This is a genomic window from Enterobacter chengduensis (genome assembly GCF_001984825.2).
In the GTDB taxonomy this organism is placed as follows: Bacteria; Pseudomonadota; Gammaproteobacteria; order Enterobacterales; family Enterobacteriaceae; genus Enterobacter; species Enterobacter chengduensis.
Map to the genome: position 1 here is coordinate 331,138 of NZ_CP043318.1, position 11,677 is coordinate 342,814.

Annotated in this window: 12 protein-coding genes; 10 read left to right on the plus strand and 2 right to left on the minus strand. The window is 56.6% G+C overall.

The annotated features are described in order from the left end of the window. The first annotated feature begins 79 nt into the window (after positions 1 to 79). The 3 genes from lexA to FY206_RS01575 all read left to right on the plus strand — a co-directional run bounded on the left by lexA (position 80) and on the right by FY206_RS01575 (position 2,419). Complete coding sequence (gene lexA / locus FY206_RS01565) at positions 80 to 688, plus strand: transcriptional repressor LexA (protein ID WP_032644698.1); 609 nt, start codon at positions 80 to 82, stop codon at positions 686 to 688. A 63-nt stretch (positions 689 to 751) separates the two neighbouring features. Continuing rightward, on the plus strand, positions 752 to 2,089 hold the full coding sequence (gene dinF, locus FY206_RS01570) for an MATE family efflux transporter DinF (RefSeq protein WP_032644699.1): 1,338 nt from the start codon (positions 752 to 754) through the stop codon (positions 2,087 to 2,089). Between the two features lie 120 nt (positions 2,090 to 2,209). After that, positions 2,210 to 2,419 carry a CsbD family protein gene (locus FY206_RS01575; RefSeq protein ID WP_024906712.1) on the plus strand — a complete coding sequence of 70 codons (210 nt, stop codon included), beginning with the start codon at positions 2,210 to 2,212 and terminating at the stop codon, positions 2,417 to 2,419. A gap of 47 nt (positions 2,420 to 2,466) precedes the next feature. On the opposite strand, the gene zur is transcribed toward FY206_RS01575, so the two are convergent. After that, the gene (gene zur, locus FY206_RS01580; protein ID WP_032644700.1) at positions 2,467 to 2,979 is read right to left on the minus strand and encodes a zinc uptake transcriptional repressor Zur; all 513 of its coding nucleotides are present in this window, start codon (positions 2,977 to 2,979) and stop codon (positions 2,467 to 2,469) included. A gap of 115 nt (positions 2,980 to 3,094) precedes the next feature. Here zur and FY206_RS01585 point away from each other — a divergent pair, with 115 nt between their 5' ends. The 4 genes from FY206_RS01585 (at position 3,095) to pspG (ending at position 6,460) form a co-directional block, all read left to right on the plus strand. Next, entirely contained in the window at positions 3,095 to 3,583 is a 489-nt protein-coding gene (locus FY206_RS01585; protein WP_032644701.1) for a cupin domain-containing protein, read from the plus strand. A 172-nt stretch (positions 3,584 to 3,755) separates the two neighbouring features. After that, a complete protein-coding gene (locus tag FY206_RS01590) occupies positions 3,756 to 5,003 on the plus strand; it encodes a conjugal transfer protein TraF (RefSeq protein WP_032644702.1) in 1,248 nt (415 codons plus the stop codon). An 82-nt stretch (positions 5,004 to 5,085) separates the two neighbouring features. Beyond that, positions 5,086 to 6,081, plus strand: a complete 996-nt coding sequence (dusA, locus tag FY206_RS01595; RefSeq protein WP_032644703.1) for a tRNA dihydrouridine(20/20a) synthase DusA — start codon at positions 5,086 to 5,088, stop codon at positions 6,079 to 6,081. Positions 6,082 to 6,217: 136 nt separating this feature from the next. Continuing rightward, entirely contained in the window at positions 6,218 to 6,460 is a 243-nt protein-coding gene (gene pspG / locus FY206_RS01600) for an envelope stress response protein PspG (protein WP_014882144.1), read from the plus strand. Positions 6,461 to 6,644: 184 nt separating this feature from the next. Here pspG and FY206_RS01605 read toward each other — a convergent pair whose 3' ends face one another. Then, complete coding sequence (locus FY206_RS01605; RefSeq protein WP_032644704.1) at positions 6,645 to 7,628, minus strand: quinone oxidoreductase; 984 nt, start codon at positions 7,626 to 7,628, stop codon at positions 6,645 to 6,647. 108 nt (positions 7,629 to 7,736) lie between these two features. Between FY206_RS01605 and dnaB the strand changes: the two genes are divergently transcribed. The 3 genes from dnaB (at position 7,737) to tyrB (ending at position 11,558) form a co-directional block, all read left to right on the plus strand. Beyond that, complete coding sequence (gene dnaB / locus FY206_RS01610; RefSeq protein WP_023310046.1) at positions 7,737 to 9,149, plus strand: replicative DNA helicase; 1,413 nt, start codon at positions 7,737 to 7,739, stop codon at positions 9,147 to 9,149. A gap of 16 nt (positions 9,150 to 9,165) precedes the next feature. After that, positions 9,166 to 10,245 carry an alanine racemase gene (gene alr / locus FY206_RS01615; protein WP_032644705.1) on the plus strand — a complete coding sequence of 360 codons (1,080 nt, stop codon included), beginning with the start codon at positions 9,166 to 9,168 and terminating at the stop codon, positions 10,243 to 10,245. Between the two features lie 119 nt (positions 10,246 to 10,364). Further along, positions 10,365 to 11,558 (plus strand): aromatic amino acid transaminase, encoded by a 1,194-nt coding sequence (tyrB, locus tag FY206_RS01620; RefSeq protein WP_032644706.1) that lies wholly within the window; start codon positions 10,365 to 10,367, stop codon positions 11,556 to 11,558. Positions 11,559 to 11,677: the final 119 nt, after the last annotated feature.

Here is an 11,677-nt window from a genome sequence, read left to right on the forward strand (position 1 = left end):
TTTGTGCAGTTTTTGATTCCAAAATCACCTTTGACTGTATATACTCACAGCATAACTGTATATACACCCAGGGGGCGGAATGAAAGCGTTAACGACCAGGCAGCAAGAGGTGTTTGATCTCATTCGGGATCATATCGGCCAGACGGGTATGCCACCCACGCGTGCGGAAATCGCGCAGCGTCTGGGTTTCCGTTCTCCAAATGCTGCCGAAGAACACCTGAAAGCGCTGGCGCGTAAGGGCGTGATTGAGATTGTCTCGGGCGCGTCACGCGGTATCCGCCTGCTGGTGGAAGAAGAGACCGGCATTCCGCTGATAGGCCGTGTTGCTGCCGGTGAGCCTTTACTGGCTCAGCAGCATATTGAAGGCCACTATCAGGTCGATCCTGGCATGTTCAAACCGAGCGCTGATTTTCTGCTGCGCGTCAGCGGCATGTCGATGAAAGACATCGGTATCCTCGATGGCGATCTGCTTGCAGTGCATAAAACTCAGGATGTGCGAAACGGCCAGGTGGTTGTGGCGCGTATCGATGACGAAGTGACCGTTAAGCGTCTGAAAAAACAGGGTAACAGCGTACAGTTGCTGCCTGAAAACAGCGAGTTCTCACCCATTTTGGTCGACCTCCGCGAACAGAACTTCTCTATCGAAGGACTGGCGGTTGGGGTCATTCGCAACGGTGAATGGCTGTAACCTCTTCCTGACAGGCTATGGCGCCGCTGTAGCCTGCTTCATTCCCCACTTCCGGTATTTTTCATGTCACTGCTGACGGCATCCGATAAGGCATTGTGGCGTCTTGCACTGCCGATGATTTTCTCCAATATTACCGTGCCTCTGCTTGGGCTGGTTGATACTGCCGTTATCGGCCATCTGGATTCACCAGTTTATCTTGGCGGCGTGGCGATTGGCGCGACGGCAACCAGCTTCCTGTTTATGCTGCTGCTCTTTTTGCGCATGAGCACCACCGGACTCACGGCGCAGGCGTATGGTGCGAAAGACCCGCTGCGTCTGGCGCGCGCGCTGGTCCAGCCGCTGATCCTTGCGCTTGGCGCGGGGACGTTAATCGTTTTATTGCGTGCGCCCCTCATCGACCTGGCGCTCCAGGTTGTTGGCGGCAGCGAGGCGGTGCTGACGCAGGCGCGACGTTTCCTCGAAATCCGCTGGCTCAGCGCCCCCGCCTCGCTGGCCAACCTGGTTCTGCTGGGGTGGCTGCTGGGCGTACAGTACGCCCGCGCCCCGGTGATTTTGCTGGTGGTGGGCAATCTGCTCAACATTGTGCTGGATGTCTGGCTGGTGATGGGCCTGCACATGAACGTGCAGGGCGCGGCGCTGGCGACGGCAATCGCCGAATACGGAACCTTTATTATTGGCCTGTGGATGGTCTGGCGGGTGCTGGCGATGCGCGGGATCTCCCTGGCGCTGCTCAAAACCGCATGGCGTGGCAATATCCGTAAGCTGCTGGCGCTTAACCGGGACATCATGCTGCGTTCGCTGCTGCTTCAGCTCTGTTTCGGTGCGCTAACCGTCTTTGGGGCCCGGCTAGGGCCAGAAATCGTCGCGGTCAACGCGGTACTGATGACGCTCTTGACCTTTACCGCCTACGCGCTGGACGGCTTTGCCTATGCGGTAGAAGCGCATTCCGGGCAGGCGTACGGCGCGCGGGAAAGCGGGCAGCTTCGGGACGTCTGGCGGGCAGCCTGCCGGCAGTCTGGGCTGGTGGCGCTGGCATTCGGCCTGGTTTACGCCTGCTTTGGCGAGCAGATTGTCGCGTCGCTTACGTCTCTCCCTGCGCTGCGCGAGCTGGCGAGCCACTATCTCATCTGGCAAGTCATTTTACCGGTGGTCGGCGTCTGGTGTTATCTGCTGGACGGCATGTTTATTGGCGCAACGCGCGGGGCGGAGATGCGTAACTGCATGGCCGTTGCGGCGGCAGGGTTTGGCCTGACGCTGCTGACGCTCCCCTGGCTGGGCAATCACGGTTTATGGCTGGCGCTTGCGGTGTTTCTCTCTCTGCGAGGCCTGTCGCTGGCCTTTATCTGGCATCGCCACTGGCAAAACAATACCTGGTTCTCCTCCCGCCACGATATATCGTGACGGTTAAAGATTCCGAATATGAAATTAACCGCCGAATCCTTAACTACAATAAATATCACGTCCAGCAGAAAAGAACGTAACGGACGTTACGACCCGACGCTTAACTAAGAGGACACGATGATGAATAAAGACGAAATCGGCGGCAACTGGAAGCAGTTCAAAGGTAAAGCGAAAGAAAAGTGGGGTAAGCTGACCGATGACGATATGACCGTCATTGAAGGTAAACGCGATCAGCTTGTCGGTAAAATTCAGGAACGTTACGGCTATGCGAAAGATCAGGCGGAAAACGAAGTCAAAGACTGGGAAACCCGTAACGACTACCGCTGGTAACGCGAAATAACCCACAGGGCGGCTCTAAGCCGCCTTTTCTTTTGCCGTTAACGCGGCTTTTTCTTCACCAGTATAGAGTGGTCATGTTGGCACGCATCCTGGTGCCGACAGGCTTCCACCTCAACACACGCTGAACACAACCCGTGTGCTTCAATCACATTATGCCGCAGGGCAAAGCCCATTCTTGCCGCCAGCGTATGCATAATGTCTTCCACGCCTTCCGCAGCTTCTTCTTTCACCACGCCACAACGGTCGCAGATAAACATAGCGGATGTGTGAGTGGGCTGATCGAAAAGATGACACAGCACGTAGCTGTTTGTGGACTCGACTTTGTGGACAAAACCCTGTTCCAGCAGGAAATCCAGCGCGCGATACACCGTGGGTGGTTTCGCCTGCGGCTCGCTTTCACGGAGCAGATCTAACAGGTCATAGGCGCTGATTGCACCCTGTTGCAGACTCATCAGGCGTAACACTTCAAGGCGCTGCGGAGTCAGGCGCACATTGCGTTGCGCGCACAGCTTTTCGGCCTGCGCTAACAGCTCTTTTGTGGACTTATCCATGTAGCACCCCGGATGTAATAGGACGGAAAACCCCCACTTTACCATGTTCTGGTAAAAACACCGAGATCCGCCAGTCTGTGCTATACCTGACCCATCGCAAACCGGGAGATTCATAATGAAAAGACCTGACTGTATTCGGCACTGGCGCGACGTGGAAGGCGCGGATGATTCGACCTATCCAGATAGCGATGAGCGGTTTTCTATCGGCGCACCGCTGGCTCGCAAGCTCGGGCTCGGGCGCATCGGCATTCATCATGAGCGGCTACCGCCCGGGCGCAGAACGTCCTACCCGCACGCGGAAAGCGATGAAGAAGAGTTCGTTTATGTGCTCGAAGGTTATCCGGAAGCGTGGATTAATGGCTATTTATGGAAACTTGAACCGGGCGATAGCGTGGGATTTCCTGCCGGAACGGGCGTCTGCCACACCTTTATCAATAACACGGACGACGAGGTGCGGTTGCTGGTCGTTGGCGAGGCCAGCAAGAAGCACAATCGCATCTACTATCCGCTTAACCCGGTCTATGCCGCCACCCGCGAGGATCGCTGGGTAGACCACCCACCCCAGTTTTTTGGACCGCATGATGGAAAACCTGGGAAAAAATAATTTCCTCTTCTATAAATATTGAGGGCCGTCACAAAATATAACAGGCCGTAAGGGAGTTTTACTTAGGGACAGAAATAGCGGGTCTTTTACTCCTTATTCACAGCAATAGTTCGTTCCTGTTTGGGTGATAACAGACAGGGGTTATTTCATAACAGACTATAACGGGCATACTGTGAAAAAAAATTTTAAATTTTCGGTGGTTAGCATCGCTGTTTCCTTGTTTATGGCAAATCAGGCGGGAGCAGCCAATACCTGGACAGAAGCGCGCAGTGATGCGATGGGGGGGACGGGCGTTGCGGCAGGAAGCTATGGCAGTGCAGTATTGATAAACCCGGCACTGCTGGCAAAGGCAAAGCCCGATGATGATGTCACGGTTATTCTGCCATCAATTGGCGCTCAGATTTCGGATAAGGACAATCTGCGCGATAAGATTGATGATATCAGCGACGATGTCAGCAAATATCGCAGCACGCTGGAAAGTATCAATCTTTTCGATCTCTTAAATCCCGCAAGCCAGGCCTCCAGGCAGGTCTCCGCAGCGGCGGGCGATCTTGCTAATCAACTAGCTTCGCTGAAAGGAAAAACCGCCAGCGGTAAAGCGGGCGCAGGGATCGCTGTCAGCATTCCTAATGACGTGTTATCCGTAGCATTCGTCGCAAAAGCGAATGCGCGTGCCCGCGTGAGTTCTTACATCGATCAGGGCGATATTGACACATTACGCGGTATTGAGGCCGTTCCAGCCACCGCGTTAGCGGCAAATCCGAATGATTTGAAGTCAAAAGGCTTTGGTCGCGCGGCGATCGTTTCGGACTATGGTGTGGCGGTGGCGCGTCAGTTCGACATTAGCGGCGTACCGGTCTCGGTCGGTATCACGCCTAAGCTGCAAAAAACCTGGCTCTATAACTATACGGTTTCCATCTACAACTTCGACAGCGGGGATATCAATAGTAGCCGCTATCGCAATGATGATACGGGCTTTAACGTCGATGCCGGTCTTGCTGCTGACTTTGGCGAGAGCTGGACTGTCGGTTTAACCGGAAAAAATCTCTTCTCCCGTGATATTGATACGAAGAAAGTGGATGGCGTGCGCGATACTTATCAAATCAGTCCTGTGGTGACCGCCGGTGCCGCCTGGCACAACGATCTCGTCACGCTGACCGCCGATGGCGATCTGACGGAAACCAAAGGCTTCAAGAGCGAAGATACGTCGCAGTATGTTGGCGTCGGTGCCGAGGTAACGCCGCTGAGCTGGCTGGCGGTGCGTGCAGGCTATCGCGCGGACGTGAAGGGGAACGACAGCAACGTCTTTACCGGCGGTGTTGGCTTCGCGCCGTTTAATACCGTGCATGTTGACCTGATGGGCCTGTACGGTGAAGACGAAACCTGGGGCGCCGGGGCTCAGCTGAGCATGACGTTCTAAAGTCTACCGGAGGCGCTGCGCCTCCGGCTTTTCTTTGTGCTATAGTAGCGCCCCTTTTCCACCGGATGCTTAAAACTTCGCCATGTCGTCAGAATCACAGACCGCTTTCCCTGCACACCGTTTCTCCATTGCGCCGATGCTCGACTGGACGGACAGACACTGCCGCTATTTCCTGCGCCAGCTCTCCCGCCATACGCTGCTCTACACCGAAATGGTGACTACGGGCGCAATCATCCACGGGAAGGGCGACTATCTGGCCTATAGCGAAGAGGAGCATCCGGTAGCCCTGCAGCTGGGCGGCAGCGATCCGGCCGCGCTGGCGCAGTGTGCGAAGCTGGCGGAAGCGCGCGGCTATGACGAGATTAACCTCAACGTTGGCTGCCCGTCCGACCGCGTGCAAAACGGCATGTTTGGCGCATGCCTGATGGGCAACGCGCAGCTGGTGGCGGACTGTATCAAGGCGATGCGCGATGTTGTTTCCATTCCGGTGACGGTCAAAACCCGTATCGGCATTGACGACCAGGACAGCTACGAGTTCCTGTGCGATTTCATCAACACGGTGTCCGGCAAAGGCGAATGCGAGATGTTTATCATCCACGCCCGTAAAGCCTGGCTCTCCGGCCTCAGTCCGAAAGAGAACCGTGAGATCCCACCGCTGGACTATCCGCGCGTGTATCAGCTAAAGCGTGACTTCCCGCACCTGACGATGTCGATCAACGGCGGCATTAAGTCGCTGGAAGAGGCCAAAGCGCATCTGGCACATATGGATGGCGTGATGGTCGGACGCGAGGCGTATCAGAACCCGGGCATTCTGGCGATGGTCGATCGCGAAATCTTTGGCGTTGAAGGCGCAGACACCGATCCGGTTGCCGTCGTGCGCGCCATGTACCCTTACATTGAGCGCGAGCTGAACAACGGCACGTATCTCGGCCACATTACCCGCCATATGCTGGGCCTGTTCCAGGGCATTCCGGGCGCGCGGCAGTGGCGTCGTTACCTCAGTGAAAATGCGCATAAAGCCGGTGCCGATATTGAGGTTCTGGAGCATGCGCTGCGACTGGTCGCAGATAAGCGATAACTTTCGCTAAAAGTTCGTCAAATTCACCACGCCCTGCCTGTTGTTGCAGGGCGTTTTGCTTTCATAACAATGGGTTAAGTTTGGCATGATTCTTGTAATACAAACTGTATTACTCGGGAACTCGTGGGAGATCGCCATGCTGGAACTACTTTTTGTGATTGGCTTTTTTGTCATGCTGTTAGCGACAGGCGTTTCGCTGCTCGGCATTCTGGCTGCGCTTGTCGTGGCGACGGTGGTGATGTTTATCGGCGGGCTGTTTGCCCTGACCATTAAGCTGCTGCCATGGCTGCTGCTGGCCATTGCGGTGGTGTGGGCGATACGGGCGATTAAATCGCCAAAACTGCCGACTTATCAGCGCAATAACCGCTTCCGTTACTAAGGTATTGAGGGGTTCGTCACATACTTGTAACTTTCCCGGCAGCATGGCTTAGAACAGAATAGGATTTACTTATCGAATCTGTCACTATGGCTGCCGCTACAGAATTCATCGTGCTGTACCCTACATACAGCCGAACTAAAAAAAGAAAGGGCTTCCCACGGGAAGCCCAATTTCTTTTTGGGGCTTAGGGAATCAGCAGGCTCGATCCCTGGGTCGCCCGACTCTCCAGCACCTCATGCGCGCGCTGCGCATCGGTCAGCGCGAATTTCTGCGCGTCGGCTACGTCCACCTTAATTACGCCGCTGGCGATCAGCGAAAACAGCTCGTTGCTGGCTTCCTCGAGTTCTTCCCGGCTGGTGATGTAACCCTGCAGGGAAGGGCGCGTCACGTAGAGCGAGCCTTTCTGGTTCAGAATGCCCAGGTTAACGCCCGTCACCGCGCCAGACGCGTTCCCGAAGCTCACCATCAGCCCGCGACGCTGCAGGCAGTCCAGCGACGCCTCCCAGGTATCTTTGCCCACCGAGTCATACACCACGCGCACTTTTTTGCCGCTGGTGATCTCCTTCAGCCGCTCAACGATGCTCTCTTCACGATAGTTAATCACCTGCCAGGCACCCGCCTGCAGCGCGCGCTGCGCTTTTTGGGCGTTGCCCACGGTGCCGATCAGCTTCGCGCCCAGGGCTTTTGCCCACTGACAGGCGATGAGCCCGACGCCTCCCGCCGCGGCATGAAACAGGAACTGCTCGTCGGGTTTAATTTCATAGGTTTTGCGCAGCAGGTAGTAAACCGTCAAACCCTTCAGAAACGACGCCGCCGCCTGTTCAAAGGAGATAGCGTTGGGCAGCAGGGCGGCTTTATCCGCCGGAACGTTGTGGACGGAGCTGTAAGCGCCCAGCGCAGATTGCGCATACACCACGCGGTCGCCCTCTTTAATATGCTTCACCGCGCTGCCCACTTTAATGACGACACCGGCCGCTTCGGTGCCCAGGCCGCTCGGCATTGACGGAGGCGGGTAGAGACCGCCGCGAATGTAGGTGTCGATGTAGTTTATGCCGATGGCTTTGTTTTCAACCTGGATTTCGTTCTCGCCGGGCGCGGCAGGGGTAAACTCCACCGCTTTAAGTACCTCAGGGCCACCATGCTTGTGAAATTCAATACGTGTTGCCATGATCTCTCCAGAAAGAAATTAGCTGGGGTGACATTAGGGTCGGGTGTCATATTTCAACTTGTATGATAAAGTTTCGACCCACTCTTTATCTCGGTAACTCCATTCACTATGGCAGGAAACAAACCCTTCAACAAACAGACTGAACCTCGCGAGCGTGATTTCCAGGTCGCAGGGTTAAAAGTCCCGCCGCACTCGATTGAAGCGGAACAGTCGGTGTTGGGCGGTTTAATGCTGGATAACGAGCGCTGGGACGACGTCGCCGAGCGCGTCGTGGCGGAAGATTTCTACACCCGCCCGCACCGCCACATCTTTACCGAAATGGCGCGTCTGCAGGAGTCGGGCAGCCCGATCGATCTGATCACGCTGGCTGAATCGCTGGAACGTCTTGGGCAGCTCGACAGCTGCGGCGGGTTTGCCTATCTGGCAGAACTGTCAAAAAACACACCAAGTGCGGCAAACATCAGCGCTTACGCCGATATCGTGCGCGAACGTGCCGTTGTCCGCGAGATGATCTCGGTGGCGAACGAGATCGCCGAAGCCGGTTTTGATCCGCAGGGCCGCACCAGCGAAGACCTGCTCGACCTTGCCGAGTCCCGCGTCTTCAAAATCGCCGAAAGCCGCGCCAACAAAGACGAAGGCCCAAAAAACATCGCCGATGTCCTCGACGCCACCGTTGCCCGTATCGAACAGCTGTTCCAGCAGCCGCACGACGGCGTCACCGGCGTGAACACCGGCTATGACGATCTCAACAAGAAAACCGCTGGCCTGCAGCCGTCGGATTTGATTATCGTCGCCGCGCGTCCGTCGATGGGTAAAACGACATTTGCGATGAACCTCGTCGAAAATGCGGCGATGCTGCAGGATAAGCCGGTACTCATCTTCAGTCTTGAGATGCCCTCCGAGCAGATCATGATGCGTTCCCTGGCGTCGCTGTCGCGCGTGGACCAGACCCGCATCCGTACCGGCCAGCTCGACGATGAGGACTGGGCGCGTATCTCCGGCACCATGGGCATTCTGCTGGAAAAACGTAATATCTACATCGATGACTCCTCCGGCCTGACGCCGACGGAAGTCCGTTCCCGCGCGCGCCGTATCGCCCGCGAACACGGCGGCATCGGCCTTATCATGATCGACTACCTTCAGCTGATGCGCGTCCCGTCGCTCTCCGACAACCGTACGCTGGAAATTGCAGAAATTTCCCGCTCGCTCAAGGCGTTAGCCAAAGAGCTGCACGTGCCGGTGGTGGCGCTGTCGCAGCTTAACCGCTCTCTGGAACAACGTGCCGACAAGCGCCCGGTCAACTCCGATCTGCGTGAATCCGGCTCCATCGAGCAGGATGCCGACTTAATCATGTTTATCTACCGTGATGAGGTTTATCACGAGAACAGCGACCTGAAAGGGATCGCCGAAATTATTATTGGTAAACAACGTAACGGCCCGATCGGGACGGTGCGTCTGACCTTTAACGGACAGTGGTCGCGTTTCGACAACTACGCCGGTCCTCAATATGATGATGAGTAATTTCTAAGGAATTCAAATGCAAGCGGCAACTGTAGTCATTAACCGCCGCGCTCTGCGACACAACCTGCAACGTCTGCGTGAACTGGCGCCCGCCAGCAAGCTCGTTGCAGTCGTGAAAGCGAACGCTTACGGACACGGTCTTCTTGAGACCGCGCGAACGCTCCCCGATGCCGACGCCTTTGGCGTCGCCCGTCTTGAAGAAGCCCTCCGCCTGCGCGCGGGAGGGATTACCCAACCGATTCTGCTCCTCGAAGGCTTCTTCGAAGCCGGCGATCTGCCGACCATTGCCCAGCAGCATCTGCACACGGCGGTACACAACGAAGAACAGCTGGCCGCGCTTGAAACCGCCGAGCTGAGCGAGCCGGTGACGGTGTGGATGAAGCTCGACACGGGCATGCACCGTCTGGGCGTACGTCCGGAAAGCGCGGAAGCGTTTTATCAGCGTTTATGCCAGTGCAAAAACGTGCGCCAGCCGGTGAATATTGTCAGCCACTTCGCCCGTGCCGATGAGCCCGAGTGCGGCGCGACCGAGCGGCAGCTGGATATCTTTAATACCTTCTGCGAAGGCAAGCCGGGGATGCGCTCGATTGCGGCTTCCGGTGGGATCCTGCTGTGGCCGCAGTCGCATTTCGACTGGGCGCGGCCTGGCATCATTCTTTACGGCGTGTCGCCGCTGGAGAACAGGCTCTGGGGGCCGGACTTTGGCTTTAAGCCCGTCATGTCGCTGGTTTCAAAGCTGATTGCCGTGCGTGAGCACAAAGCGGGAGAGCCGGTGGGCTATGGCGGCACCTGGACCAGCGAGCGCGACACGCGTCTCGGCGTGGTGGCAATGGGCTACGGCGACGGTTATCCGCGTGCCGCACCGTCGGGTACGCCGGTTCTGGTCAACGGGCGCGAAGTGAAAATCGTCGGCCGCGTGGCGATGGATATGATTTGTGTGGATCTGGGTCCGGAAGCCCAGGATAAAGCGGGCGATGATGCGGTGCTGTGGGGTGAAGGACTGCCCGTTGAGCGCATTGCTGAAATCACGAAAGTGAGTGCTTACGAACTTATTACGCGCCTGACGTCTCGTGTCGCGATGAAATACATTGATTGAACCGCCAATGGAGTGAGGTTATTAACCTCGCTCCAACTTTATTAACATTCTCTCGACCTTCTTCCGCTTCCGGTTTATTGTTGAAATCCCTGCCTCATCGAATTCCGGAGAACCATCGCGTGTTTCAGAAAGTTGACGCCTATGCCGGCGACCCTATCCTCTCCTTAATGGAGCGTTTCAAAGAAGATCCTCGCAGCGACAAAGTGAATCTCAGCATCGGTCTGTATTACAACGAGGAGGGCATCATTCCTCAATTAAACGCCGTTGCTGAAGCCGAAGCGCGTCTGAATGCGGCTCCACACGGTGCTTCTCTTTATCTGCCGATGGAAGGGCTGAACGCCTATCGCAACACCATTGCGCCGCTGCTGTTCGGCGCCGATCACCCGGTGCTCGCGCAAAAACGCGTGGCGACCATCCAGACGCTGGGCGGCTCGGGTGCGCTGAAGGTGGGGGCGGACTTCCTGAAAAAATACTTCCCGGATTCAGGCGTGTGGGTCAGCGATCCGACGTGGGAAAACCACGTTGCGATCTTCGAGGGCGCAGGCTTTAAGGTCGGGACCTATCCGTGGTTCGACAGCGAAACTAACGGCGTGCGCGTTGAGGCGCTGCTGGAAAAACTGCACACCCTGCCGGAGCGCAGCATTGTGCTGTTGCATCCGTGCTGCCATAACCCGACCGGGGCGGATCTCACCCACGATCAGTGGGATGCGGTGATAGAGGTGCTTAAGGCCCGCAACCTGATCCCGTTCCTCGACATCGCCTATCAGGGCTTTGGCGCGGGTATGGAAGACGATGCTTATGCCATCCGCGCGGTGGCCAGCGCCGGGCTGCCTGCTCTGGTGAGTAACTCCTTCTCTAAAATTTTCTCCCTCTACGGCGAGCGCGTTGGCGGTCTGTCCGTGGTGTGTGAAGACACAGAAGCGGCAAGCCGCGTGCTGGGCCAGCTGAAGGCGACGGTGCGCCGTATTTACTCCAGCCCGCCAAACTTTGGTGCGCAGGTGGTGGCGACGGTTCTCGGTGACGAAAAGCTGAAAGCCAACTGGCTCGCCGAGGTGGAATCCATGCGCAAGCGGATTCTGTCGATGCGTCAGGAGCTGGTTAACGTGCTGAAAGAGGCCGTGCCTGGGCATAACTTCGACTATCTGCTCAAGCAGCGCGGGATGTTCAGCTATACCGGACTGAGCGCGGCGCAGGTCGATCGCCTGCGCGAAGAGTTCGGCGTCTACCTGATCGCCAGCGGCCGTATGTGCGTGGCGGGCCTGAATGCCAGCAACGTTCACCGCGTAGCGCAGGCGTTTGCCGCAGTGATGTAAGTATTCACTACTCTTTTCTCCCTCTCCCTGTGGGAGAGGGTTGGGGTGAGGGCATCAGGCCGCACATAAACGTTTCCCGGCACTTTGTGATCGCCTTCTTTTTTATTCCGCTCCATAAG

Bases quoted from the DNA above. Each gene is read 5' to 3' on its own strand.
- pspG (WP_014882144.1), top strand. From the start codon at position 6,218: ATGCTGGAACTACTTTTTGTGATTGGCTTTTTTGTCATGCTGTTAGCG.
- FY206_RS01585 (WP_032644701.1), top strand. From the start codon at position 3,095: ATGAAAAGACCTGACTGTATTCGGCACTGGCGCGACGTGGAAGGCGCG.
- dnaB (WP_023310046.1), top strand. From the start codon at position 7,737: ATGGCAGGAAACAAACCCTTCAACAAACAGACTGAACCTCGCGAGCGT.
- alr (WP_032644705.1), top strand. From the start codon at position 9,166: ATGCAAGCGGCAACTGTAGTCATTAACCGCCGCGCTCTGCGACACAAC.
- FY206_RS01605 (WP_032644704.1), bottom strand. From the start codon at position 7,628: ATGGCAACACGTATTGAATTTCACAAGCATGGTGGCCCTGAGGTACTT.
- dinF (WP_032644699.1), top strand. From the start codon at position 752: ATGTCACTGCTGACGGCATCCGATAAGGCATTGTGGCGTCTTGCACTG.
- FY206_RS01575 (WP_024906712.1), top strand. From the start codon at position 2,210: ATGAATAAAGACGAAATCGGCGGCAACTGGAAGCAGTTCAAAGGTAAA.
- lexA (WP_032644698.1), top strand. From the start codon at position 80: ATGAAAGCGTTAACGACCAGGCAGCAAGAGGTGTTTGATCTCATTCGG.
- dusA (WP_032644703.1), top strand. From the start codon at position 5,086: ATGTCGTCAGAATCACAGACCGCTTTCCCTGCACACCGTTTCTCCATT.
- zur (WP_032644700.1), bottom strand. From the start codon at position 2,979: ATGGATAAGTCCACAAAAGAGCTGTTAGCGCAGGCCGAAAAGCTGTGC.